The sequence below is a fragment of the Sphaerisporangium flaviroseum genome (genome assembly GCF_039537005.1).
In the GTDB taxonomy this organism is placed as follows: domain Bacteria; phylum Actinomycetota; class Actinomycetes; order Streptosporangiales; family Streptosporangiaceae; genus Sphaerisporangium; species Sphaerisporangium flaviroseum.
The window spans coordinates 214,024-236,914 of sequence record NZ_BAAAZR010000038.1; the positions used below are offsets into that span (position 1 = coordinate 214,024).

Here is a 22,891-nt window from a genome sequence, read left to right on the forward strand (position 1 = left end):
GTGAGCGGGCGCCGGAAAGGCAGGGCTCAGGCGGGCCCGCCGGCCTGCTTGAGCGTCGCGTCCACCACGGCACGCGCCTCCTCCTGCACCTCGGCCAGATGCTCCGGGCTCTTGAACGACTCGGCGTAGATCTTGTACACATCTTCCGTGCCGGACGGGCGGGCGGCGAACCAGGCGTTCTCGGTGGAGACCTTGATCCCGCCGAGAGCGGCGCCGTTCCCCGGGGCGGAGCTCTGGACTCCGGTGACACGCTCCCCGGCGAGCGTGTCCGCGGTGACGTCGGCGGCGGACAGCCGCCCGAGCACCGCCTTCTCCTCGCGGGACGCGGGGGCGTCGACGCGGGCGTACGCCGGCTCGCCGAATCGGGCCACCAGGTCGGCGTAGTGCTCGCTGGGAGACCTTCCCGTCACCGCGACGATCTCCGACGCGAGCAGGGCCAGGATGACGCCGTCCTTGTCGGTCGTCCACACCGAGCCGTCGCGCCGCAGGAACGACGCGCCCGCGCTCTCCTCGCCGCCGAAACCGAGCGACCCGTCGAGCAGGCCGCTGACGAACCACTTGAACCCGACGGGTACCTCGTACAGCCCGGCTCCGAGGTCCGCGACGACCCGGTCGATCATGCTGCTGCTGACCATGGTCTTGCCGGCCCGCGCCCCGGCCGGCCATCCGTCCCGGTGGCTCCACAGGTAGGAGATGGCGACGGCCAGGTAGTGGTTGGGGTTCATCAGCCCGCCGTCCGGGGTGACGATCCCGTGGCGGTCGGCGTCCGCGTCGTTGCCGGTGGAGACCTGGAACGCGGACCGGTTCGCGATCAGGGAGGCCATCGCGTACGGCGAGGAGCAGTCCATCCGGATCTTGCCGTCCCAGTCGAGCGTCATGAACCGCCAGGTGGGGTCCACCTCGGGGTTCACCACGGTGAGGTCCAGCCCGTGCCGCTCGGCGATCTCCCCCCAGTACTCCACGCTCGCGCCGCCCAGCGGGTCGGCTCCGATGCGCACCGAGGCGCCGCGGATCGCCTCCACGTCGATGACCGAGGGCAGGTCGTCCACGTACGAACCGAGGAAGTCGTACCGCCCGGTGGTCTCCGCGATCGCCGCGCGCTCGTACGGGATGCGGCGGACCTCCTTCAGCCCTCCGGCGATCAGCGCGTTGGCGCGGTCCTGGATCCAGGAGGTGGTGCCGGTGTCGGCCGGCCCTCCGTTCGGCGGGTTGTACTTGTATCCGCCGTCGCGCGGGGGGTTGTGCGAGGGGGTGATCACCACGCCGTCCGCAAGGCCGGCGGTGCGCCCTCGGTTGTGGGCGAGGATGGCGTGCGAGACCGCCGGTGTCGGGGTGTAGCCGTCGCGGCTGTCGATGAGCACCGAGACGCCGTTGGCGGCGAACACCTCCAGCGCGGTGACGCGTGCGGGCTCGGACAGGGCGTGCGTGTCGACGCCCACGAAGAGCGGACCGTCGACGCCCTGCCGTGCCCTGTACTCGCAGATGGCCTGGCTGGTGGCCAAAATGTGGTCCTCGTTGAACGCGGTGGCCAGTGACGACCCCCGGTGGCCGGAGGTGCCGAAGGTGACCCGCTGCTCGGGGCGCCCGGGGTCGGGGTGCAGGGCGTAGTAGGCCGTCACGAGACGGGGGACATCGACCAGATCGGACGCCTGCGCCGGCTTCCCAGCGCGCTCGTGCACCATGACAACTCCTCGTCCCACGGTCATTCGGGTCAGCAGATGGGCACTACCCCCGGGCCGTCCGGTTCATACGGATATCGAACTTCCGCAGAGGTGCCATGGCCGATGGTACCCAGCGCGCCCGACGCGGCATTATCTCCAGATGTGCCGTCATGACAACCGATAAGGCTTGATCACAGCATTTAAGCCGATTTACAAGGAACCTTTCCGGTACGATCAGAAGCCGACGTACAGCTAGGAGGACGCGGTGAGCGATGGAGTCCCCGGCGGCGTCGACGTTCACACCGCCAACTCGGCGCGCATCTACGACTACATGCTCGGCGGCAAGGACAACTTCGCCGCCGACCGCACGGCGGCCGAAAAGATCGCCAGGACGTTCCCCGAGTCGCGCGAGGGCGTGCGCCTGAACCGGGAGTTCCTGGGCAAGGTCGTCCGCCACCTCGCCGAGGAGGTCGGCATCCGCCAGTTCGTCGACATCGGCGCCGGCCTGCCCACCCAGAACAACGTGCACCAGGTCGCCCACTCCGTCGACCCCGCCGCACGCACGGTGTACGTCGACAACGACCCGGTGGTGTGCGTGCACGGCCGCGCGCTGCTGGCCAACAGCCCCACCGTGGCCATGGTCAACGGCGATGTCCGCAAGCCCGAAGACGTCCACGCGAAGGTCGCCCAGACCGGCCTCATCAACTGGGGCGAGCCGGTCGCGCTGCTGTTGGTGGCGATGCTCCACTTCGTGGAGGAGCCGTACGAGCACGTGGCGAAGCTGCGCGAGGCGCTGGCGCCCGGCAGCCACCTGGTGATCACGCATCTCACCCGGGCCGAGGACCGCGGCGGCGACACCGATCGGCTGCGGGAGATCTACTCCCAGGCCGGTGTTCCCCTGGCCCCGCGCAGCGCCGAAGAGATCGCCCAACTCTTCGGCGACTTCGAACAGCTCGACACCACCCCCTTCATGCCGGCCTATCTCGCCGAGCGGTTCTTGGTGCTCGGATATGGCGGCGTCGCCCGCAAGCCCTGATTCGCGACCTCACCCGCCACCTCACGAGCCTCGGCCACGGCGGCCGGGATGTCGAGCACCGGATAGATCACGTGACGGATCACCCGTGAGGCGTCCACGACCAGGATCAGGCGCTTGAGCCGCAGCGTCTGCCCGGCCCGGAACGTCGGAAGCCGCAGCGCCGCGGCCAGGCGCAGATCCATGTCGGACAGCAGCGGGAAGGTGATGCCCTCCGCTCTGGCGAAGGCCTCCTGCTCGTCGGGGCGCTGGGTGCTGACGCCGTGGATCGCGACGCCCTCGGCGGCGAACCCGGACGCGGCGTCCCGGAACAGCCGGTTCTCCAGCGTGCAGCCGATCGCGCCCGGCACCGAGCTCCAGTAGGGGGGCAGCGGGGCGGGGGTCCCCGTCGACGGATAGGCGAACACCACCGTCGCGTTCCGGTCCCCGACCACGTCTAGCGAAGACGTGTGCGTGGCGGATCCGAGTGACGGCAGCGTCGCGTTCCGGTCCCCGACCACGTCGAGCGAAGACGTGTGCGTGGTGGATCCGGGTGACGGCAGCGTCGCGGGGAGCATGAGCGGGGCCGGGATCACCATGCCCGCCAGCCCGTGAGCCCTTCTGGCCTCGGCGCTCTCCGGATCCGCGCTTCCAGTGAGCGAGCCGTCGGCCAGCAGCCACCGGTCGGCCCAGTCCTGCATGGAGATCAGCACGGGTGCCAGCGCCCACCCCGTCTCGGTGAGCATGTACTCGTGCCGCGTCGGCCCCGTCTGGTACGGCTGCCGTCTCAGCACGTCGTGGTCCACCAGATGCTTGAGACGCTCGGTGAGCACCTTGCGGGAGATGCCCAGCTCGGCGAGCAGGTCCTCGAAGCGGTGGTGGCCGCGAGTGACCTCCCGCACGACCAGCAGACTCCACCAGTCGCCGATGACCGCGGCGGCCTGCGCGATCGCGCAGTGCAGGTCCTGGTCGCGAAGTTCCCGTGCCATGCGCCCACTTTACGCCCGGGTCGGTCTCTGATAGGAACTGGTTAGTTCCTAAAGGAGACTTACATGCTGAGCCCCCCGCCGTCCGTGAACGTCGCCTGGGCCACCTTCCGGCGCACCTGGGCCGTCACGCGGCGCGCCTACCCCTGGACGTACTTCATCGGCACCCTGATGCTCGGCGTGTTCACCGTCGGCCTCGCCTACCTCGGGCTGGAGGCGATCGGAGGCGGGCAGGTGGCGGGCGACTTCGTCGCCACGACCGGCACCACCGACTACCTCTGGTACATCACCGTCGGGGCCGCGGCGTTCATGTTCACCACTCACGGCATCCTCTGGGTGGCCAAGGCACTCATCCAGGAGCAGCGTGAGGGCACGCTCGGGGTGCTGCTCATCGCCCCCGCGAACCGCCTGCCCTACTTGCTGGGCTTCTCCGGGTTCGCCTTCACCGCGATCGCTCTGGAGGTGTCGGTCCTGCTGGTGTGCGCATACGCCCTGGGAGTGCGGCCGGCGGCGACGGGACCGACGGGCGCGCTGCTCGCCGTCCTCACCTTGGGCGTCGCGGTGTTCGGCATGTCAATGGTGCTGAGCGCCGTGATGATCACCGCCGGCGAGGCCCACATCACCCAGAACTCGGTCTTCATGGCCATCGCCCTGATTTCTGGCTTCACCTTCCCCCGCCAGGACCTGCCGGTCGTGTTCCAGTGGCTCGGCGAGCTGGTCCCCACCACGGCGGCCATGGACGTCGTCAGGGGGGTCTTCACCACGGGCGCGGGACTCGCACCCGACCGGCTGGCCGTCGCTCTCGGGCTCGGCCTCCTCTACACCTTCGCCGGGCTGCTGTGGCTGCCTCACGCCGAGCGGCACGCGATGGAAAGGAGCTACTGACTTGATCAGGACCGAGGGCCTGCGCAAGGAGTTCCGTACCGGCCACACCAGCAAGGTGGCGGTGGACGGGCTCACCCTGGAGATCCCGCCAGGACGGGTGACCGGGTTGCTCGGCCTGAACGGCGCGGGCAAGACCACCACCATCAAGATCCTGGCCACCCTGCTGCGCCAGACCGGCGGCACCGTGCGGGTGGACCACCTGGACCCGCTGAAGGAGCCGAACGAGGTGCGCCGCAGGATCAATCTCATCGCCGGCGGCGAGCGCATGGTCTACGCCCGGATGACCGGCCGGGAGAACCTGTGGTACTTCGGCCAGCTCTACGACCTCCCGCGTACCGTGCTCGGCCCCCGCATCGACGAGTTGCTCGCGATGGTCGGGCTGAGCGGCGCGGCGGACACCATGGTGGAGCGCTACTCGCGCGGCATGACCCAGCGGCTGTCCATCGCCCGAGGGCTGATCAACGACCCCGCCTACCTGCTGCTCGACGAGCCCACCCTGGGACTGGACGCGCCCATCGCCCGGGACCTGCGGCGGGTGGTCGCCCGGCTCGCCGCCGAGGGCAAGGGTGTGCTGCTCACCTCCCACTACCTGACCGAGGTGGAGGAGCTCTGCCAGTACGTGTACGTGATCGGTGACGGCGGCCATCTCACCGCCGGAAGCCCGGCTGAGCTGACCGCTCAGACCGGGTGCCACCGCACCGTACGGGTCACCGTGTCCGACCCGTCCCCCGAGGTGGAGGCCGCCGTCGCCTCCCTCGCCTCCCGGCTCCACACGGTCGCCGGCCTGGAGAGGTCCGAGGACGGCTCCCTGGTGGTCTCCCTCAGCCACCCGGACGAGATCGCGGGCCCGCTCACCATGGCCATCGTCGGCGCGGGCGGCACCCTGGCCGGCCTGGAGGTCGCCGAGCCGTCGCTCGAGGACGCGATCCTGGTGCTCAGCGACGGCGTGGGGCTGGTGACGGCATGAACCTCTGCTGCGTCATCTGCGCCTTCGGCCCGGAGGGGATCCACTCCTGCGTCCTGGTCCCCGGACGGCCCGCCGCGACCATCTCGCGGGCGCGGTGCGCCGGACCGCTTGATCGGAGGACGCCATGAGGCACGCGGCCAAGGTCTTCAGGGCCGAGGCGCTCAAGCAGCACCGGCGCGTCTTCGGCAGCAAGCTCGTCGTCTTCTCGATGCTGATCTGGCCGCTGATGCAGCTCGCGGCGACCTACTACACGGTGCGCCCGCTGGCGGCGACGCCCGGGATCGCCGGGCGGTGGCCGCTCGCCGCCGACCCGGAACGGCTACTGGCCTTCCTCGCCACCGGCACCCTCGGCTTCACGTTCTTCTTCTCCCTCGTCCAGTCGGCCTGGCACTTTTCGTTCGAGCGGGTGACCGGGACGCTGGAGTCGCTGTTCCTCTCCCCCGCGAACCGGCTCGCGATCGTCGTGGGCAACGGGTTCGGGGCCCTGGTGCAGAACGCCTGGTTGTTCGCCTGCTTCATGGTGGCCCTGTTCACCGCGCTGGACGTGGTGCGTGTCGCCCATCCGGCGATGTACGCGGTCGTCTTCCTCGCTCTGCTGCTTCCCGCCATCGCGTGGGGGGCGTTCCTCAACAGCCTGTTGATCTTCTCCAGGGACTCGGCGTTCCTCTACACGCTGCTCGACGATCCGATGTGGTTCGCCAGCGGGGTACGGCTGCCGTTGTTCGCGCTGCCGGGGTGGATCCGCGTGTTCGGCTCGGTCCTTCCGCTCACCGGCAGCCTGGCGGTGGTGAGAGGAGCGCTCCTGGACGGCCAGACGCTCGGCGCGCTCGCCCCTGATCTGGTGATGCTGGCCGTTCTGTCCGGACTCCTCCTGCTCGCCGCCGTCACGGCCCTGCGGCTCGGCGAGGCCAATGCACAGCGCACCGGACAGCTCCGGCTCTTCTGACCTGTCGTGGAGTGCCCGGCGGTCTACGGGGGCACGCCGGGCACGGGCCCGGCGTGGCCCTCAGCCGAGGGTCCGCTCGCAGGCCCGCCACGCCTGGTCGCTGAGCAGCGGCCGCAGCTCGGTGAGCAGTTCCCGAAGGCCCGGCCCCCAGCGCGCGCGGAGCTCGGGACTGGCCGTGACGACGTCCAGCTCGTTCGCCGCCGTGAGCTCGGCGAAGTCACGACGCCACGACACCGGCGGCGAGAAGGTGTCCCCGCTGAACCGGTCGCGGAACAGCCCTTCGTCACGCGCCAGACCCGGGTACGAGGCCTCCCGGTCGCAGCCGGCGTAGAAGTGGACCAGCGCTTCGGCGTCCTTTCCGATGATCGCCGCCAGCTCCCCCCGGCGGTCGAGCGGCAGCAACGCGGTCGCGAAGCCGTCCGTTCCGTAGAACGCGTGGCACAGCCCGGCCAGCCGGAGATCGGGCCGGGCGCCCCACTCCGCCAGCAGGTCGTGGACCCGTCGCAGGTGGGCGAGGAGCGTCCCGCCAGGATGGTCGACCTCTCCGGCGCCGAGCGTCCGTAGCAACTCGATGGCCGTGTCGAACGCCTCATTATCCGATTCGTCGGACCTCTTCCCGTACGATGCCTCGTGCCCCTTTTCGTGTGGTTCGTCGTGTGTTCGCCTCATCGGACCTCTTCCCTTCGATGACAGGTCGTCCCTCCGAGCGGCGCTCCCGGCTTCCCAGCACCAGGAAGACATCATGACCTTCGACCACACCCGTCGGGCCTGTTATGTCGGGTACATCACACAGGCGATCGTGAACAACCTCGCGCCTCTGCTGTTCATCGTCTTCCAGACGCGCTACCACGTCCCCTACGAGATGCTGGGCAGGCTGGTCCTGCTCAACTTCGCGACCCAGCTGGTCACCGACCTGATCGCGGTCAAGGTGGTCGACCGCACGGGCTACCGCGTGCCGCTGGTCCTGGCCCACGTGCTCAGCGTGGCCGGGCTCGCGCTCCTGTCGGTGGCGCCGTCCGTGCTGCCCTCGCCGTACGCGGGGCTGGCCCTGGCCGTCGTGGTCTACGGGATCGGCGGCGGCCTGCTGGAGGTGCTGGTCAGCCCGGTCGTGGACGCCCTGCCCGCGCCGCAGGAGCACCGGGCCGCCACGATGAGCCTGCTGCACTCCTTCTACTGCTGGGGCCAGGTCGCCGTCGTGCTGGGCACCACACTGCTGCTGGCCGGGATCGGGGACTCCGCATGGCAGGTCCTTCCCCTGCTCTGGGCGCTGGTGCCGCTGGCCAACCTCGTGCTCTTCCTGCGGGTGCCGCTGCCGCCGACGGTCCCCGATGAGCACCGGACCACGATCGGGACGCTGCTCCGCGCTCCCTCCTTCGCGGTGGCTCTGCTGCTGATGCTCTGCGCCGGCGCCGCCGAGCTCACCATGTCGCAGTGGTCCTCGCTCTTCGCCGAACAGGGACTCGGCGTGCCCAAGGTCTGGGGCGACCTCGCCGGTCCATGCCTGTTCGCGGTGTTCATGGGGCTCGGCCGGATCGCGTACGGAGTGTGGGGGAAGCGGATCCCCCTGCTCACGGCGTTGCTCACCTGCGGAGCGCTGGCGGTGGCCTGCTACCTCCTCGCCGCCCTCTCCCGGGACCCGCTGCTCAGCCTCGTCGGCTGCGCGCTGTGCGGGCTGGCGGTCAGCCTGATGTGGCCGGGGACGTTCAGCCTCACGGCCGCGCGCTTCCCCTTCGGCGGCGCGGCCATGTTCGGCGTCCTCGCGGTGTTCGGCGACGCCGGCGCGGCGGCGGGACCGTGGCTGGCGGGCGCCGTCGCCGACGCGACCGGCACCGGCGGCGCGTTCGGCGGCCTCGCCGACCTGCTGCCCGGCGACGGCGGGTCGGGCCTGCGCGCCGGCCTTCTCATCGGCACGATCTTCCCGCTCGCCGTCGTCGTGGTCGTCGTGGCCCAGGTCCTGCTCACCCGGGCTCGTTCCTCGGCTCCGGCCGGGCAACTGGCCGAGTGACCGGGGACGGCGGGGATCGGGACCTCACCGGTACCCGGCTAGTCCCGCGGATGGTCCAGGTGGCGTTCCAGGGCCTCGACCTTGGAGGTCATGGCGTCGTCCACGCCCTGGCGCATGTCGGCCTTCAGGACCAGGCTGACCCGGGGAGCGACCTCGGCGACGGCCTCGACGGCGCGCTTGACGACGTCCATCACCTCATCCCACTCGCCCTCGAGAGTGGTGAACATGGCATCGGTGCTGTTGGGCAGGCCGCTCTCACGGACAATGCGGACGGCCCTGGCCACCGGTTCGGAAACGCCCTCGCCCACGCCGAGCGGGGTCACGGAAAATGCGACGATCATCTACCCATTGTCGACGGCGACCAGCGGCGCCGGATACCCGGCCGCCAGGGCGGGCGCCTTCCACGGCTCGTGGACCAAGGACGCCGGGAGGCCGCTCAGCTCGGGGACGTAGCGCCGAACGTAGTCCCCCTTCGGATCGAACCTGGTCGCCTGGCGAACAGGGTTGAGCACGCGGTTCGGTCTCGTGTCGTTCCCCGTGCCGGCGACCCACTGCCAGTTGCCCCAGTTGTTCGGGATGTCGGCGTCCAGGAGCAGGTCCGCGAAGTGATCCCCGCCCACCCGCCAGTGGATCTTCAGCCGCTTGGTCAGGTAGGAGCCGACGATCATGCGGGCGCGGTTGTGCATCCAGCCCTCCGTGCGGAGCTGGCGCATCCCGGCGTCGACGATCGGCACGCCGGTGAGGCCCTCTCGCCATGCGTCGGCGGCGTCCTGGTCGTCGTTCCAGTCGACGTCCCGAGGTCGGTAGTCACGCCGCGGCAGCTCCGGGAACGCCAGCGCCACCTGGTAGTAGAAGTCACGCCAGCACAGCTGCCTGACGAAGGCCTCGCCTCCCGGCCGGCCCGCGGCCCGGGCGGCCACCTCCGACGGCGAGACGCAGCCGAACCGCAGGTACGGGCTCAGCATCGAGGTCCCGTCCTCGGCCAGCTCGTCGTGGCCCTCGTCGTAGTCGGCCAGGCACAGCTTCAGCCACAGGTCCAGCCGCCGCCGCGCCACCGTCTCGCCGCCCCGCAGGTTCCCGTACGGCTTCCGCTCCAGGCCGGGAAGCTCTCCCGGATCGATCCCCGGGGGCACGTGCACCACAGAGGGAGCGGGAAGCACGGGCCGATGGGGCGCGGTGGACCACACCCGCCAGTACGGCGTGAACACCCGGTAGTGGTCGCCCGCGAAGGGGCGCAGCCGACCGGGTGGCACGACGGTGACGCCGGGGAACAGCCGGAACTGCAGCCGCTGGGCGTCGCACGCCTTCTCCAGGCGCTGCTCGCGCCGGCGGGCATAAGAGCTGACGTCCGAGGTGGCCCAGATGGCCGTGGCCCGCGTCTCGGTGGCGAGCCGCACGGCCTCGGCGACCGGGTCTCCCCGGCGGACGACGAGATCGCCCCCGAGGTCACGGAGTGTCGATCGCAGGTCGTCCAGGGCCTCGGCCAGGAAGCCTTGGCGGTGACGTGCAGGTATGGCCGGGTCGATCACGAACAGCGGTACCACCAGGCGGGCCCGCGCGCACGCCTCGGCCAGGGCCGGATGATCGTGCACCCGCAGATCCCTGTTGAGAAGGACGATGACCGTGTCCATGCTTCTGTCTTCGGAGAATGGGCGGGGCCGGTTGCGTCCGGTGGCGGGTCCGTTCCCGAAGAACCCAGGGAGACGGGAACCGATGGCGGTTGAACGGCCCGAGCATGGTCCGCCGCCTGGCAGGCTGTTACCTCGAAACGAGCGGGCCCGCGGTACGGGGTCAGGACAGAGCGGATGGACGATCGCACAGGTGAAGTGATCGGCGAGCAGGCCGACGACGGTCCGAGCTACGGCATCGGTGCGGTCGCGCGGCGGCTCGGTGTTCCCGCGCCCACGTTGCGCACCTGGAACCTCCGCTACGGCATCGGCCCGAGCCGTCGCAGCCCTGGCGGGCACCGCCGCTACGACGCGGCCGACCTGTCACGCCTCGAAGAGATGAACCGGCTGATCAAGGCTGGACTGCCACCCGCCGAGGCCGCCCACGCGGCCCTGCGGGAGCGGGTCGAGGTGGCCGAGGAGGAGCCCGCACTGCCCGTGGAGCTCAGAGGCCTGGGACCGGTGGAGCTCGCGCGCCCCGAGGCACCTGTGACACGGGTGCCGAGCGCGTCGGTGCTCTCCCGGGCGGCACTGAACCTCGACGGGGAGGCCGTGGTCTCCGGGCTGTGCGCGGCCCTGGACACCCACGGCGTCATCTGGACGTGGGAGCGGCTGGTGCTGCCGGTCTTCGACGCGATCACCAGGCGGCAGGACTCCACCCGAGCCGGCGTCGAGATCGAGCACCTGTTCTCCGAACGGCTGCTGAGCGCCCTGAGCGAGCGCATCGGGAGGCCCGCCCATCCGGCCCATCCCCGGACCGTCCTGCTGGCCTGCGCGGAGGACGAGCAGCACAGCCTGCCGGTGTACGCGCTGGCCGCGACGCTCACCACAGTGCACGACCTGGAGACGCGCGTTCTCGGGCCCCGTACGCCCTACACCGCACTGGCGGACGCCATGCGCCGCCTGGGCCCCCTGGTGGTGTTCGTCTGGTCGCAGCTCGGGATGACGGGCGACCCCGCGCCCCTTCACACGCTGCCCGTGCTCCGCCCGGCGAGCCGGATCATCGTGGGCGGCCCTGGCTGGTGGAGCGAGCACCTTCCCCCTGGTATCACCCGCGCCTTCTCCCTCCAGGACGCCGTGGCCCAGGTTCGCGCCACGCTTCACTAGACCGTTCCCGGCGGCCTGCGGGCCGGTCCGTCGATCCTCCTTGCCCTACCCCTGCCTGCGATATGGACCGCCTTGGGTTGCGCTGCGCCCTCTCGGCGAGCTATGAATAGGTTTTGAATAAGTTTTCTGGTCCCTGAGGAGGGTCCAATGACGGGCACACTTGGTATCCGGCTGGCGAGCGGTGACGACACGGCGCTCACCGAGTGCTACCGGACGTACGCATCCCTGGTCGCCGCCTACCTGCGCAGGCTCGTCCCCCCGCAGGACATCGAGGATGTCCTGCAGGTCGTCTTCTCCGAGGTGTGGCGCTCACGGCATCGGTACGACCCGAGCCGCAGCCTGGAGGCATGGCTGCTCGGCATCGCCCGCAAGCGCGCCATCGACCACCTGCGGGTGCGGGTGCTCACCACCGTCCCGCTGGACAGCGTGTCCGAACCCAGGGACGGTGACGGCCGCGAGACAGCGGAGGCGCTGGGCGAGCGCGACCAGGTCCAGCGCGCGCTCGCGGTACTGCCGGGGCCCCAGCGCGAGGCGATCGAGCTCGCCTACTACGGGGATCTCACCCAGCGGGAGATCGCCGAACGGCTCGACGTGCCGATCGGCACGATCAAGGCACGCACGGCACGCGGCCTGCACCGGCTCTCCACCATGCTCTCCCCGATCGCGGCGTGAGCCAGGAGGCGTGGGCTAGGACAGGCGCACCACGGCCAGCGAACGCGGCGGCAGGGTGACGTCGGCCCCGTTCAGCGCCACCTTCGGGTCGGAGGCGAGCGCGATCGTGCCCTTTCCCAGCGCCAGGGACACCGGGGAGTCCCCAAGATTGGCGGCCACGCGGAACGCCCCCCGGTGCACGATGATCCAGCGGTCCTCCTCGCCGACCTCGGCCGACACCCGGTCGAGACGCGGATCGGCGAGGTCGGGGCAGCTCTTCCGCAGCGCGATCAGGTCGCGGTACCAGCCGAACAGCTCCTCGTGGACCGGTGACGACAGCTCGTCCCAGGCGAGCTTCGAACGGTGGAACGTCCCCTCGTCCTGCGGGTCAGGGGCCGTGGCACCCCAGTCGTCGTACCCGAACCCGACGAACTCCCGCTCCCTGCGCTCGCTCTCACCCTGCGCGAGGTGCGGCTCGACGTGATCGGTGAAGAACAGGAACGGCGTGGTCGTCCCCCACTCCTCCCCCATGAACAGCATCGGGGTGAAGGGCGAGGTCAGCAGCAGGCCGGAGCCGACCTTGAGCAGCTCAGGCGAGAGCCGGTCGCCCATCGCCCGGTTGCCGATCTGGTCGTGGTTCTGCAGGCAGCACACGAAGCGGTAGCCAGGGACGCGGCGCCGGTCGACCGGACGCCCATGTGTACGCCCGCGGAACGTCGAGAACGTGCCGTCGTGGAGATAGGCCGAGGTCAGCACCTTGGCCAGCACCTCCATCGGCCCGAAGTCGCAGTAGTAGCCGTGCCGCTCGCCGGTCAGGGCGGAGTGCAGGGCGTGGTGCACGTCGTCGTCCCACGTCGCGGCCAGGCCATACCCTCCGGCGTCGCGCGGGGTGATCAGGCGCGGGTCGTTCATGTCGGACTCGGCGATCAGCGTCAGCGGCCGTCCGACGGCCGCGGACAGCGCGTGGACCTCCTCGGCGAGCTCCTCCAGGAAGTGCACGGCCCGGTTGTCGTGCAGGGCGTGCACGGCGTCCAGGCGCAGCCCGTCCATGTGGTAGTCGCGCAGCCACTGCACCGCGTTGCCGATGAAGTAGCGGCGCACCTCGTCGGAGTGCTTGCCGTCGAGGTTGACCGCCTGCCCCCAGAAGGAGGACGCCGTGTCGTGCAGGTAGGGCCCGAACTGCGCGAGGAAGTTCCCCGAAGGGCCGAGGTGGTTGTAGACGACGTCCAGCAGGACGCCGATGCCGGCACGGTGGCAGGCGTCCACGAAGCGCTTGAGCCCGTCGGGCCCGCCGTACTCCTCGTGCACCGCGTAGAGGTCGACTCCGTCATACCCCCAGTTGTGGCGTCCGGGAACCGGCGGGACCGGGAGCAACTCCACGAAGTCGACACCGAGCCGGACCAGGTGGCCGAGCTTGCCCACCGCCGCGTCGAACGTGCCCTCCTTGGTGAACGTGCCGACGTGCAGCTCGTAGATCACCGAGCCGGGCAGGTCGCGCCCGCGCCAGGCCTGGTCCTCCCAGGTGTAGCGGTCGTGGTCGTAGACCCGGCTGGGCCCGAACACGCCGTACGGCTGCCGGCGCGTCCTCGGGTCGGGGAACGCCTCTCCCCCGTCGACGCTGAAGGCGTAGTCGGTGCCGTGCGAGGCGCCGGGCACCTCCACCGTCCACCAGCCGCCCTCGCCACGCACCATCTCGTGCCGATCCGACCTGTCGATTTCGACCTCGACGCGGCCGGCCGTCGGTGCCCAGACCTCGAACATGTTCCTCCCCGGAGAGTCCCGTGACCGGGCGTCGTCCGACGCCGTGATCTCGTGCTACGGCGACCGCCGCCCGCTAATCCCTTTCCAGCAATGCCACGGGATAACGCCCGAGCAGGTGGGCGAGAGGGATGCGCCCGGTGTGCTGGATGCCGGTCAGCACCTCGCGCCACCGCCCGGGGGGAAGCGTCAGCGTCTCCGGACCCCAGCCGCCGCGCTTCGCCAGCCCCGCCGGGAAGCGCGTGGCCACCGCGACGGCCCGGTTTCCCCGGGCGAACGCGATGGTGTGCTCACGCCCCGCGGCCTGGTCGGCCTCGATCGGGATGTACGGCAGCTCGTGGTCGAGCCGCGCACGCAGCCGCAACGCCGACCTGGTGACCAGGATCTTGGCCGCGTCCCAGCTGTCGCCGCCCGGAGCGGTGAGCAGCGACCGCCGGTAGGCGAAGTCCACCGGCCGCCGGTTGTCCGGATCGACCAGCGAGAAGTCGGTGGTCTCACTGCCCTGGTAGACGTCGGGGATGCCCGGCATCATCAGCTGCACCAGCTTCTGGCCGAGCGAGTTGACCCGGGCGTACCGGTCGAGACGTTCGGTGAAGGCGGCGACGGAGGGCCCGCAGACGTCGATCGCCCGGGCCGCGAAGTCACGGACGCCCTTTTCGTACGCGGCGTCGGGAGCCATCCAGGAGATGGAGGTCTTGGCCTCCCTGGCCGCCTTGTACAGGTAGTCGCTGAACCGCTCGACGCTGATCGGCCAGGCAGCCATGAGGTTCTGCCAGGCGAAGTAGTCGAGCTTGGGGTCGAAGGAGACCTGTGCCGACCACCCTGCCACCGCCTCGGCCCACTCGCCGGGCAGCTCCGACAGCACCGACAGGCGGGCGCGCACGTCCTCGGACCGCTTGGTGTCGTGGGTGGAGAGCGTGGTCATGGTGTGCGGCGGCAGACCGGCGCAGAACCGGTGGAACTCCCCGGGGGAGACCCCGAAACGGTCGGGCTCCCCGCCGACCTCGTTGAGGCAGGCCAGCGGGTACCAGCGATACAGCGCGGTGTCCTCCACGCCCTTGGCCATGACGGGCCCGCAGGTCTGCTGGAACCGGGTCACCGTCTCCGCCGGGCCGGACAGGACCAGGTCGGCCGCCCTGGCCACCGCCTCCGGGTCGGCATGCCTGGCGGCCGCGGCGGCGGCCGATCGGATCAACGCCACGGTCCGCGCCGGTGGCTCCTCGCCGGGCACGGCGTACGCCCGGTACACCGTCATCGCCGCGAGCAGCTCGACCATCGCCTCGCGCAGCTCGGGCACCTCGCGGGTGAGCCGCTCGACCTCGCCCCCGAAGAACTGCGTCAGAACCTGCTTCTTGGCCTCGTACCGCACGACGTCGTAGTCGGCGGGGAAGGCGGTCTGCCTGACGAACGTGTCGATCAGCGGCGCGGCCCCCGCCGGGTCGACGAACAGCCGGGTGACCATGTTGAGCGCGTCGTACCCGGTGGTGCCGTCGCACTGCCAGTCGGCCGGCAGCCGCTCGTCGTCGATGAGGATCTTCTCCGCCACCGTCCAGACCGGGGCCCGCTCGCGAAGCCGGGCGAGGTAGCCGCGCGGGTCGGCCAGGCCGTCGGGATGGTCGACCCGCAGCCCGGCGACGACGCCCTCGGCCACCAGCGACAGGATCACCTCGTGCGTCGCCTCGAAGACCTCCCGGTCCTCGACGCGCAGCCCGATCAGCGACGACACGTCGAAGAAGCGCCGGTAGCCGGGGCTCTCGCGCCACGGAACCAGCCGGTAGAACTGGTCGTCCAACCGGCCGCCGCTGCCCTGCCGCACGGGGAACTCGTGGTCGTAGTAGCGCAGCACCTCGCCGTCGGGCACCACCTCGGCGTCGACATCGGTGTCGCCGCCCAGCACCGGCATCGCCACCTTGCCGCTGGACCAGTCGATGTCGAACCACCGCGCCGAGCCCGACTCCGGGCCGTCCCTCAGCACCTCCCACAGCCGGGCGTTGTCCGACTCGGGGACCGGCACGGTCATGTGGTTCGGCACGATGTCGACGACGAGCGGCATCCCCTCGCCCGCCAGCCGGCGAAGGCCCGTGACGCCGCCGAACTCCTCACGCACCCGCGAGTGGTCGGTGACGTCGTAGCCGTGCAGCGACGCCGGGACGGCCTGGAGGATCGGCGAGAGGTAGAGGTGGCTCACCCCCAGCTCGGTCAGGTAGCCGACCAGTTCGGCCGCCTGGTCGAAACCGAAGTCGGGGGTGAGCTGGAGCCGGTAGGTCGCCGTGGGCTTCACGAATACGGTGGCATCCGGCTTCGCGGATTCGGTCACGTGATGTCCTCCGAATGTCAGTCGGTCATGCCTTGCGACCGGTCAGGCCCGGCGGAGCACTCGGACCGATCGACCGGCGACCGGCACGTCCTCACCCGCGCGGTACAGCTTGGAGTCGATGGAGATGGGCACCGCGGTGTCGATCTCCGGGACCCACACGTCGCCGAAGTCCTTGGGGATCGTGAACCGGATGATGTCGTGGTGGGCGTTGAACATCAGCAGGAACGAGTCGTCGACGACCCGCCGCCCCCGCCGGTCGGGCTCGGTGATGGCCTCGCCGTTGAGGAAGACGCAGAGCGACTTGGCGTAGCCGTTGTGCCAGTCGGCGTCGGCCATCTCCTGGCCCGAAGGCGTGAGCCAGGCGATGTCGGTCAGCTCGTCACCCGACCCGCGCACCGCCCGCCCGAAGAAGAACCGCCTGCGCCGGAACACCGGATGGTCGCTGCGCAGCCGCGCGAGCTGCTGCGTGAACTCCAGCAGCAGCCAGTTCTCGCGGACGTCGGACCAGTCGACCCAGCTGATCTCGTTGTCCTGGCAGTAGGCGTTGTTGTTGCCCCCCTGCGTGCGGCCGAGCTCGTCCCCGTGCGACAGCATCGGCACGCCCTGCGAGAGGAACAGCGTGGCCAGGAAGTTGCGCTTCTGCTGCTCGCGCAGTGCCTCGATCGCGACGCTGGCCGGGCCCTCCTCGCCGCAGTTCCACGACCGGTTGTCGTCGGTGCCGTCGCGGTTGCCCTCGCCGTTGGCCTCGTTGTGCTTGCCGTTGTACGAGACCAGGTCGCGCAGCGTGAAGCCGTCGTGGCAGGTGACGAAGTTGATCGAGGCGGCCGGACGGCGGCTGTCGTCCTGGTAGAGGTCGCTGGAGCCGGTGAGCCGCGAGGCGAACTCCGGCAGCGCGGCGGGCTCGCCACGCCACATGTCGCGGATGGTGTCGCGGTAACGGCCGTTCCACTCGGTCCACCGGGGCGGGAAGTTGCCCACTTGGTAGCCGCCGGGCCCGACGTCCCACGGCTCGGCGATCAGCTTCACCTGGCTGAGCACCGGGTCCTGCTGGACCAGGTCGAAGAACGCCGACAGCCGGTCGACCTCGTGGAGCTCGCGGGCGAGGGTCGAGGCGAGGTCGAAGCGGAAGCCGTCGACGTGCATCTCGATGACCCAGTAGCGCAGCGAGTCCATGATCATCTGCAGGGTGTGCGGCGAGCGCATCAGCAGGCTGTTGCCGGTGCCGGTCGTGTCCATGTAGTAGCGCTGGTCGTCGTCCACGAGCCGGTAGTAGGCCTCGTTGTCGATGCCGCGCATGCTCAGCGTCGGGCCGAGGTGGTTGCCTTCGGCCGTGTGGTTGTAGACCACGTCGAGGATGACCTCGATGTTCGCCTCGTGCAGCGCCTTGACCATCGCCTTGAACTCCAGCACCTGCCCGCCCCGCTCGCCCGAGCTGGAGTAGGCGTTGTGCGGCGCGAAGAAGCCGATGGTGTTGTAGCCCCAGTAGTTGGTGAGGTCGCGCTGCTGGAGCGTGTCGTCGGTGACGAACTGGTGCACGGGCATCAGCTCGATCGCGGTGACCCCAAGCCCCTTGAGGTGGTCGATGATCTCGGGGTGCCCGAGCGCCGCGTAGGTGCCCCGGATGCGCTCGGGGATCCGGGGATGCTGGATGGTCAGCCCCCGGACGTGCGCCTCGTAGATCACCGTGTCGTGGTACGGCGTCGCCGGCGGGCGGTCGTGCCCCCATCCGAAGAAGGGGTTGACCACGACGGACTTCGGCACGTAGGCGGCCGAGTCGGTGTCCTCCCGGCTGTCGGGCTCGCCGAATTGGTAGCCGTACACGGCCTGGTCCCACTGGACGGAGCCCTCGATGGCCTTGGCGTACGGGTCGAGGAGAAGCTTGTTGGGGTTGCAGCGCTGCCCGCGAGAGGGGTCGTAGGGTCCGTGCACGCGGTAGCCGTACCGCTGACCGGGACCTATGCCGGGCAGGTAACCATGCCAGACGAACCCCTCGCACTCGGTGAGGGCGACCCGCTCCTCCTTGTTCTCCTCGTCGAACAGGCAGAGCTCCACACGCTCGCCGACCTCGGTATATAGCGCGAAGTTGGTGCCCGCGCCGTCATATGTAGCCCCGAGCGGATAGGGGTCGCCGGGCCAAGTTTCGATCATGTCACCACCCGGATAGGGATTTGCCCGATGTTCCCCCGACCATGCCACGCCGCGCAGCTCGGTGCGTCAATCACTGGTCCAAGGGGGACATTGTGCACTCTTCTCGTGGTTCCTTCCGTCACGGTGCCGCACCGACCAAGGCTGCCAGATGATCAGGCGGCTCGTGTAAAGGCTACTCGACATCCCAGGTCAACCCGCATCGGACACTCGCCCATGGCGGGGAGGCGCACCTCGGATCCAGCGGCCGGTGCGGCCTCCGTCCCGTGGATGGCCGTTCCGGCAAGGATCATGCCAAGCGCTCCCGTCCCGGGATGTGGAACGGTTCAATAACATCGAGCGCGCTTCAAGGCGGCCCCAGTGGATTCCCAGGAACGCCGGGTAGCCTCCACCGCCATGGATTGGAAGCGCAAGGCCAACCAGGCGCTGAGCGGGCTGACAGGCCTCCAGATCAGCAAGGCCGGCACGTCCGGATCCGTACCCGGGCCATTCACGGCCACGGCCGCGGCCGAGACGATCAGACCTCCCGCCGATCGGGCGACCGACCGCCTGCTGACCGCCCCCGTCTTCATCATCTCCCCGGTCCGGTCGGGATCCACCCTGCTGCGGGCCCTGCTCGACGCCCATTCGAAGCTGCACGCCCCCCACGAACTGCACGTACGGCGGCTGACCGTGGGGTTCGGCACCTTACTGGCCGAGCAGGCGATGGAGGCCCTCGGCCACAACCAGGCCGACCTCGAACACCTGCTGTGGGACCGCGTGCTCCACCGGGAACTGGTGAGAAGCGGCAAGGAGACCATCGTCGACAAGACGCCGGCCAACGCGTTCGCCTACAAGCGGCTCATCACCTGCTGGCCGGACGCGCGGTTCGTCTTCCTGCTCCGGCACCCGGTGTCCATCGCGCGGTCCTGGCACGAGGCGAGCCCCGAGAAGAGGTCTCAGGAGGAGGCGGCGCTCGACGCCCTGCGCTACATGAAGGCGGTCGAGAAGGCCAGGTCGGCCCTGACAGGGCCGACCCTGCGGTACGAGGACCTGACCGCGGACCCGGAGAGGGAGACCCGGCGCGTCTGCGACTTCCTGGGCATCCCCTGGGAACCGGGGATGCTGACCTACGGCGACCGGCTGCTCCTGCGCAAGGGCCTCGGCGACTGGAAGGACAAGATCAGATCGGGCACCGTCCAGGCGGGACGGGAACTGCCACCGGCCGAGGAGATCCCCGACGCCCTGCGGTCGATCTGCGTGAGATGGGGCTACACCGCCGACCAGGCGGAGGGCCCATGAAGATCCGTTACATGCTCCTCCACGCCTACGGGATGGGCGGCACGATCCGCACCGTGATCAACCAGGCCAACCACATGGTGGCCGCCGGACACGACGTCGAGATCGTGAGCGTGGTGCGGCGCCGCAAGAACCCGCACTTCTCCATCGATCCCCGGATCACGGTCACCTCGCTGGCCGACCAGCGCGGCGGGGTCACCCGTGACTCGCTGTCACGCCGGGTATATCGGCGGCTGCGCGGCAAGGTCGTCCCGGCCGGCGAGTTCGCGGCGTCCTACTTCACCGAACGCGTCGAGAAGGCGGTCATCGACTACGTCTCCTCTCTCGACGACGGCATCCTGGTCACCACCCGCCCGGCCCTGAACCTCATCTCCGCCCGGCACGCCCCCGAGCACCTGGTGCGCGTCGCGCAGGAGCACATGAACCTCTCCACCCACAAAGACGACGTGCGCGAACAGGTCGTGCGTCACTACAGCCGGCTGGACGCCGTGGTGGTGCTCACCGAGACCGACCGCGCGGACTACCAGCGGATACTGCCACGGGCGCGCGTCCGCCGGATCCCGAACGCGGTCGACGGACTCGGCCAGGGGCCGCCGGAGCACAGGGACAAGATCGTGATAGCGGCGGGGCGCCTGTACTGGCAGAAGGGATTCGACCTGCTCATCCCCGCCTTCGAGGAGGTGGCGCGCGACCATCCCGGCTGGCGGCTGCTCATCTACGGCACCGGGCCGAAGAAGGAGGAGTTGCAGACGCTGATCGATGAGCACGGATTGCACGAGCACGTCTCCCTGATGGGGCGCAGCTCCCACTTCGACCGGGAACTGGCGAGGGCCTCCGTCTTCGTGCTCAGCTCGCGGTTCGAGGGACTGCCGATGGTGATGATCGAGGCGATGAGCCACGCGCTGGCCATCGTCAGCTTCGACTGCCCCACCGGACCGGGCGACGTCATCACGCACGAGGTGGACGGGCTGCTCGTCCCGCCCGAGGACATCGGCGGACTGGCCGGCGCCATGAACCGGCTGATAGCGGATCCCGAGCTCCGGCGGCGGCTCGGCGCCGAGGCCAGGACGGCGGTGCGGAGGTACTCTCCGGCCGAGGTCATGCCGGCGTGGGAGAGCCTGTTCACCGAGTTGCTGAAGGAGCGGGCCGGGCGGCCCGGGACGCCGGAGCACTAGCCTCGCGCGGCGCCCGGCCGCCGGGTGCTGGGACGCCGCCTCGGACGGGGTCCGGACGGCGTCCGCGGAGCCTCGGTCAGGGCACCCAGTAGTTGCCGCTGGCGATGATCATCACCTGGAGCTGGATGCTGGTCGAGTAGTAGTCGCTCGATGTGAAGGGGGTGTTCAGCATCTTGTTCCAGAGAGCGTCCAGCCAGGCCTGGGCGGCGGGGTCGGTCATCGCCGCCACCGTGAACGGCGCGAAGAAGGCCGGCTCGCTGCCGCTACTGATCTGCGACCCGCCGAGCGAGTAGCCGACGGCGATCTTGGCGGGGTCTCCGCCGGTCTTGCCCCTGATCCAGGTGCTCAGCTTGCGTGCCGAGGCGAGTGAGGCGGGGTCACCGCTGGTCACGGCGTCGGCGCCGATCCGCCAGGGATCGCGGCAGGCGTTCCACCAGTACTTGCCGTCGTTGGGGTCCTCCAGCACCTCGCCCGGGGCGGGCCTGGGCGTGGTGTTGGTGTTGACCACGAAGTCGGCGAGCAGGCCCGTCGAGGGGGCGTAGGTGGCCTGCTGGGACGTGATCAGGTTCTGGTGCGTGGTCCTGATCGTGTCCCAGGCGGTGTCGCCCGTGGCCTTCCTGAACGCCCTGAAGTGGTCGATCATCCAGTCGGACGATCGGGTGACGTAGTAGAGGGAGTCACCGGAGGAGCTCCAGTCGCCGAGCAGGGTCAGGCGCGTGGACGGGTTGACCTCACTGGCCTTGATCGCGTTGATGTGCTTGATCGCGAGGTCCTTGTAGTCGTAGGTGCCCGCGCTGCCCCACTGCCTGTCGGCCAGGAGCAGGCCGAAGGCCACGTCCAGGTCGCCGTCGGTGGCGGAGTCCGACCCGTTGACGCTGCGGCAGGAGCTGTCCTGCTCGGCCGCCAGCAGGTTCGCGTTGTTCACCGAGGGGTGCGCCAGCATGTACTTCACCATGCCGTCGAACGCCGTCTTGGCGTTGGGGTCCGCTCCGGCCATCGTCGCGAGGATCACCATGCCGTAGCCCTGGCCCTCGGCGACGTAGGGGTGGTCGGCGTCGGGCGAGATGACCTGGTACCAGCCGTTGCCGCAGTTCTGCTTGAGGAAGGCGCTCTTCCACTTGTTGTAGTAGGTGATCACCGCCTGGTCCAGCGTGGCCTGCGACCCGGACGGCTTGAGGGTTCCGGAAGCGTACGGGAACAGGTGCGCGCCGAACGGCACGGCGGGGCCGGCGCCGGTCTGGGTCGTCACGGTCAGGTGGTCGACGTTGGGGCCCCCGTTGGCGGTGGTGGCGGTGGCGCGGATGGTGTTGGCTCCGGCGTTCAACGTCACGGTCAGCGTGCCGTCGGCCCAGGTGTCCCACGAGCCGGTCCCGTTGAACGCCTTACCCGCCGACACGACCGTGCCGTTGACGCTGATGTCCATCGGGCGGTTCACCGACGTGCCGTTGGCGTAGCGCAGCACCAGACCGGCACTGCCCGCACCGGCCACGGACACCGACCACTGGACGTAACTGCCGGTGACATTGGTGTAGTCGACGAAGCCCGTACCCGAATAGCCGGTGTGGTTGGCCGCCACCGAGCCCTGCGAGATGGTGGCGCTCTCGGCCTCGTACCGGGTGGAGGCGGCCGACACGCTCACCTGCGCCGACACGGTCAGCACCAGGGTGAGCGAGGCGAGCATGGTGATAGCGGCGCGTAGAAGACGGTGCACCTCAGGTGTCCTCTCCCTAGGGGGTGATCAGGAGATGGGGCAAGAGAGTTAGGAAAGCTTCCTAACGATTTCCTGCCCATGGGACCACTGCTGATCGGGCGCCGTCAAGGTGACCAGTAAGGTTTCCTTACCGGCCCGCGGAAGCTGTACGCCTTCGACCGGGGCACCCGGTTGTCGCCCACCCGGATGTGAGGGCGAGGTCAGGGCACCGTGAGACGCAAGGAATCGCCCCATGCCGTGGCGATGGGGCGAGAGGTGCTGACTCGGTCGGATCGGGCGGTCAGGCGGTCTTTCTGGCGACCGGAGGGTCGCAGAAGTTGAGCAGTCCGTCGCCCTTGCATGTGCGGCACATACGGCCGCCTTCCCCCTTGCCGTCTCCCCCGCAGGTGCAGCAGACGACCACCCGGTCGAACCGGGGGTCGCGATAGGTGTGCTTGGTCCGGTACCGGATGATCGCCCAGCCCTGCACCCACGCGAATCCGTCGATCTCGGCGAACAACGCGTCGCTGAGCTTCCAGTGACGTGCGAGCGCCTGCTCGCGTATACAGGTCCATAGGCTGACTGCGACCCCGGCGGGGCTCACATTCATAGAGGGTCGTCCTCTCGTTCCGGGTGACGCG

At 69.8% G+C, this 22,891-nt stretch carries 19 protein-coding genes; 9 read left to right on the forward strand and 10 right to left on the reverse strand.

What is annotated here, in order from left to right:
* Positions 1-26: 26 nt before the first annotated feature.
* The gene (gene pgm, locus ABD810_RS33030; protein ID WP_344949858.1) at positions 27-1,682 is read right to left on the reverse strand and encodes a phosphoglucomutase (alpha-D-glucose-1,6-bisphosphate-dependent); all 1,656 of its coding nucleotides are present in this window, start codon (positions 1,680-1,682) and stop codon (positions 27-29) included.
* A gap of 244 nt (positions 1,683-1,926) precedes the next feature.
* Between pgm and ABD810_RS33035 the strand changes: the two genes are divergently transcribed.
* Positions 1,927-2,697 (forward strand): SAM-dependent methyltransferase, encoded by a 771-nt coding sequence (locus ABD810_RS33035; RefSeq protein ID WP_344949861.1) that lies wholly within the window; start codon positions 1,927-1,929, stop codon positions 2,695-2,697.
* Here the strand turns inward: ABD810_RS33035 and ABD810_RS33040 are convergent.
* Entirely contained in the window at positions 2,640-3,662 is a 1,023-nt protein-coding gene (locus tag ABD810_RS33040) for a winged helix-turn-helix transcriptional regulator (protein WP_344949864.1), read from the reverse strand. The genes ABD810_RS33035 and ABD810_RS33040 overlap by 58 nt on opposite strands.
* A 63-nt stretch (positions 3,663-3,725) precedes the next feature.
* Here ABD810_RS33040 and ABD810_RS33045 point away from each other — a divergent pair, with 63 nt between their 5' ends.
* The 3 genes from ABD810_RS33045 to ABD810_RS33055 all read left to right on the forward strand — a co-directional run bounded on the left by ABD810_RS33045 (position 3,726) and on the right by ABD810_RS33055 (position 6,457).
* Entirely contained in the window at positions 3,726-4,544 is an 819-nt protein-coding gene (locus ABD810_RS33045; RefSeq protein WP_344949867.1) for an ABC transporter permease, read from the forward strand.
* Position 4,545: 1 nt separating this feature from the next.
* Positions 4,546-5,511 carry an ABC transporter ATP-binding protein gene (locus tag ABD810_RS33050; protein WP_344949870.1) on the forward strand — a complete coding sequence of 322 codons (966 nt, stop codon included), beginning with the start codon at positions 4,546-4,548 and terminating at the stop codon, positions 5,509-5,511.
* 124 nt (positions 5,512-5,635) lie between these two features.
* Entirely contained in the window at positions 5,636-6,457 is an 822-nt protein-coding gene (locus ABD810_RS33055; protein WP_344949873.1) for an ABC transporter permease, read from the forward strand.
* A 60-nt stretch (positions 6,458-6,517) separates the two neighbouring features.
* Here the strand turns inward: ABD810_RS33055 and ABD810_RS33060 are convergent, their stop codons facing one another.
* Positions 6,518-7,126, reverse strand: coding sequence for a DUF6817 domain-containing protein (locus ABD810_RS33060; protein WP_344949876.1), 609 nt, complete (start codon positions 7,124-7,126; stop codon positions 6,518-6,520).
* Positions 7,127-7,199: 73 nt separating this feature from the next.
* Between ABD810_RS33060 and ABD810_RS33065 the strand changes: the two genes are divergently transcribed.
* Positions 7,200-8,462, forward strand: coding sequence for an MFS transporter (locus ABD810_RS33065; protein ID WP_344949878.1), 1,263 nt, complete (start codon positions 7,200-7,202; stop codon positions 8,460-8,462).
* Positions 8,463-8,500: 38 nt separating this feature from the next.
* On the opposite strand, the gene ABD810_RS33070 is transcribed toward ABD810_RS33065, so the two are convergent.
* Both ABD810_RS33070 and ABD810_RS33075 read right to left on the reverse strand, forming a co-directional pair.
* Positions 8,501-8,803, reverse strand: coding sequence for an MTH1187 family thiamine-binding protein (locus ABD810_RS33070; RefSeq protein WP_344949880.1), 303 nt, complete (start codon positions 8,801-8,803; stop codon positions 8,501-8,503).
* On the reverse strand, positions 8,804-10,093 hold the full coding sequence (locus tag ABD810_RS33075; RefSeq protein WP_344949882.1) for a cryptochrome/photolyase family protein: 1,290 nt from the start codon (positions 10,091-10,093) through the stop codon (positions 8,804-8,806).
* A gap of 174 nt (positions 10,094-10,267) precedes the next feature.
* Between ABD810_RS33075 and ABD810_RS33080 the strand changes: the two genes are divergently transcribed.
* Both ABD810_RS33080 and ABD810_RS33085 read left to right on the forward strand, forming a co-directional pair.
* Entirely contained in the window at positions 10,268-11,236 is a 969-nt protein-coding gene (locus ABD810_RS33080) for a MerR family transcriptional regulator (RefSeq protein WP_344949883.1), read from the forward strand.
* Between the two features lie 147 nt (positions 11,237-11,383).
* Positions 11,384-11,908: an RNA polymerase sigma factor gene (locus ABD810_RS33085; RefSeq protein ID WP_344949885.1), complete on the forward strand. Its 525-nt coding sequence runs from the start codon at positions 11,384-11,386 to the stop codon at positions 11,906-11,908.
* Between the two features lie 15 nt (positions 11,909-11,923).
* Here the strand turns inward: ABD810_RS33085 and treZ are convergent, their stop codons facing one another.
* The 3 genes from treZ to glgX form a co-directional block, all read right to left on the reverse strand.
* The gene (gene treZ / locus ABD810_RS33090; RefSeq protein ID WP_344949888.1) at positions 11,924-13,648 is read right to left on the reverse strand and encodes a malto-oligosyltrehalose trehalohydrolase; all 1,725 of its coding nucleotides are present in this window, start codon (positions 13,646-13,648) and stop codon (positions 11,924-11,926) included.
* Positions 13,649-13,721: 73 nt separating this feature from the next.
* Entirely contained in the window at positions 13,722-15,962 is a 2,241-nt protein-coding gene (gene treY / locus ABD810_RS33095; RefSeq protein WP_344949890.1) for a malto-oligosyltrehalose synthase, read from the reverse strand.
* A 42-nt stretch (positions 15,963-16,004) separates the two neighbouring features.
* The gene (glgX, locus tag ABD810_RS33100) at positions 16,005-18,110 is read right to left on the reverse strand and encodes a glycogen debranching protein GlgX (protein ID WP_344949893.1); all 2,106 of its coding nucleotides are present in this window, start codon (positions 18,108-18,110) and stop codon (positions 16,005-16,007) included.
* A 357-nt stretch (positions 18,111-18,467) separates the two neighbouring features.
* Between glgX and ABD810_RS33105 the strand changes: the two genes are divergently transcribed.
* Together ABD810_RS33105 and ABD810_RS33110 are read left to right on the forward strand one after the other, a co-directional pair.
* Complete coding sequence (locus ABD810_RS33105; protein WP_344949896.1) at positions 18,468-19,388, forward strand: sulfotransferase family protein; 921 nt, start codon at positions 18,468-18,470, stop codon at positions 19,386-19,388.
* Positions 19,385-20,560, forward strand: coding sequence for a glycosyltransferase family 4 protein (locus ABD810_RS33110; protein ID WP_344949899.1), 1,176 nt, complete (start codon positions 19,385-19,387; stop codon positions 20,558-20,560). The genes ABD810_RS33105 and ABD810_RS33110 overlap by 4 nt, the downstream gene beginning before the upstream one ends.
* A 76-nt stretch (positions 20,561-20,636) precedes the next feature.
* On the opposite strand, the gene ABD810_RS33115 is transcribed toward ABD810_RS33110, so the two are convergent.
* Positions 20,637-22,271: a glycosyl hydrolase family 8 gene (locus ABD810_RS33115; protein ID WP_344949902.1), complete on the reverse strand. Its 1,635-nt coding sequence runs from the start codon at positions 22,269-22,271 to the stop codon at positions 20,637-20,639.
* A gap of 280 nt (positions 22,272-22,551) precedes the next feature.
* Positions 22,552-22,860 carry a hypothetical protein gene (locus ABD810_RS33120; protein ID WP_344949904.1) on the reverse strand — a complete coding sequence of 103 codons (309 nt, stop codon included), beginning with the start codon at positions 22,858-22,860 and terminating at the stop codon, positions 22,552-22,554.
* Positions 22,861-22,891: the final 31 nt, after the last annotated feature.